Genomic DNA, 2,162 nt, shown 5'->3' on the forward strand with positions numbered 1-2,162 from the left:
GCAGCACCCGGCGCGCAGTCTCCCCGTCGAGCTGTACCTTCTCGCCTGCGACACGGAGAAGGAGAGACTCACCAAGCCCGACGTGCTCAAGAACGTGCTCCGGGCGGCTGTGCTCATCGAGCTGACCGAGCGCGGCTGCCTCACCGACGAGGACGGCAAAGCCCGTACGGTCGGCGACCGCCGTACCGGTGATCCGGTGCTCGACGAGTCGCTCCGCGACATAGCCGAGCAGAACCGGCCCCGTAAGTGGAAGGCACTGGTGCAGATGCACCGCAAGCAGGGCTTCCAGGCGCTGGAGCAGCAGCTCGAACGCGACCGTGCCGTCGCCATCGAGCGGCGCACCTGGCGCTCCGACCGCGTCGTGGTCAAGGACGCCGGCCGGCTGAAGCAGCTGCGTGCGGAGGCCGTCGAGACGCTGACCAGTGACCGTCCCGTCAAGGACTTCACTCCCCGGCAGGCCGCCCTGACCGCACTGGCCGCGCTCGGGGAACTGCCCCACGTCACCACCGGCAAGGACCGGCGTCGGCACAAGCAGCGCATCAAGGACCTGACGGAGCGCGCCGGCGAGGCGGGTCCCGCGCTGAAGAAGGCGCTGGACTCGATGCAGATGGCCACGACGATCGCGGTGACATCCGCGGCCACGGCGGGGGCCGCGGGCAGCAGCTGACCGCTGCGGGGAAGGATCCGCGCATGACAGACGAGTCCCGCGCGCGACCTGGCCCCGCCCCCGACGACCGCCCCGGCCCCGGGGCGCGGCCCCTGTCCGATGACACCGATGCCGGACACGGGCCGTGCCCCGGGGTCGAGCCGTTGGGCCCCGACTCGCTCACCTGGAAGTTCTTCGGTGACTGGCGCGGGGTGCTGCTGGCCCCCTGGGCGGGTGCGATGCAGAACATGCACCCCGGGCTCGGTGCCGGAGTCGCCGAGCACTCGCGCTTTTTCGAGGAGCGGTGGCAGCGACTCTTCCGTTCGCTCTACCCGATCGGCGGCGTCGTCTACGACGGGCCGCGAGCGGCGGAGACCGCACGTCAGGTGCGCGGCTATCACGACACCATCCAGGGCGTGGACCGGCACGGGCGCCCGTACCACGCGCTCGACCCCGACACCTTCTACTGGGCGCACGCCACCTTCTTCATGCTCACGGTGCTCGTCGCCGACCGCTTCGGACCGGGGCTGAAGGAGGCTGAGAAGCGGCAGCTGTTCGAAGAGCATGTGCGGTGGTGGCGGATGTACGGGATGAGCATGCGCCCCGTGCCCAAGAGCTGGCCCGACTTCCAGGCGTACTGGGACCGGATGGCCGCCGAGGTGCTGGAGGACAACCAGCCCACCCGCGACGTGCTCGATATCCGCTTCATCGCCAGACCTCCGGCTCTCTCCTGGCTTCCCGGCCCGCTCTGGCGCGCGCTGCGCGGCCCGCAGGCGCGCTTCACGGTCTGGTTCACCGTCGGCCTTTTTCCGGCGGCGGTGCGCGAACGGCTGGGTTACCGGTGGACGGCGCGGGACGAGCGGCGGCTGCGGCGTTTCGGCCGGTTCGTGCACCACGCGTGGCGGCTGGTGCCGCCCGGACGCCGCTATCACCCGCGGGCGCGGGCGGGTTGGCAGCGCGTCGCGGGCGTAAGAGCGCCGGGCGCCCCCCAAGTGGAGTCACCGGCACGCAACTTGCCGCTCCCGGAGGAGCGGAACTCACCCACCCACTACGTACCGCCCACGGTGGCGGAGGAGTGCACGGGAGACGGCTCGGCCAAGGTGCGGCGACGGCGACGGCGCCGCGACTAGCGGGACTCACGACGTCGGGCCCTTCCGCTGCCGGTTTTGTTTCCGCGTGTAACGCGGAAATGGCGTGCGTACGAAGCCGGTGTTGCGATGTCGCCGTTACCGCTGCCAGCGGTTGACCCGCTTCCCGGACCGTCGCTAGCTTCAACGTCATGCGTAAGTCTTCCCGTTTCACGCAGCGGCGCGCCGTGGATTTCCAGCGCGTCGCTTCCGCGCTGTGTAGCTGAATTCCCCGGCGCGGGTTCCGTATTGCCCGCGCCGCCCTTCCCGCCGACGAAGGGTGGTGACCGGAAAGGCGCACCGGCCGCGGCCACGATCGCGGCGAGGACGGCGGCGGCCGCCGGTGCCGCGAACGCGGCGGGCACCGGCAGCTGTTCCGCCGCCCAGCC

Annotated in this window: 3 protein-coding genes; all 3 read left to right on the forward strand. The window is 71.3% G+C overall.

The window, feature by feature from the left end:
• The coding region (locus ACRDP3_RS25110; RefSeq protein WP_431519276.1) for a GOLPH3/VPS74 family protein at positions 1-667 on the forward strand (667 nt) is incomplete at its 5' end.
• Between the two features lie 23 nt (positions 668-690).
• Positions 691-1,776, forward strand: coding sequence for an oxygenase MpaB family protein (locus tag ACRDP3_RS25115; RefSeq protein WP_431519277.1), 1,086 nt, complete (start codon positions 691-693; stop codon positions 1,774-1,776).
• Between the two features lie 149 nt (positions 1,777-1,925).
• Positions 1,926-2,000, forward strand: a complete 75-nt coding sequence (locus tag ACRDP3_RS25120) for a putative leader peptide (protein WP_431519278.1) — start codon at positions 1,926-1,928, stop codon at positions 1,998-2,000.
• The last annotated feature ends 162 nt before the right edge of the window (positions 2,001-2,162 follow it).

The organism is Streptomyces sp. (genome assembly GCF_050698815.1).
In the GTDB taxonomy this organism is placed as follows: domain Bacteria; phylum Actinomycetota; class Actinomycetes; order Streptomycetales; family Streptomycetaceae; genus Streptomyces.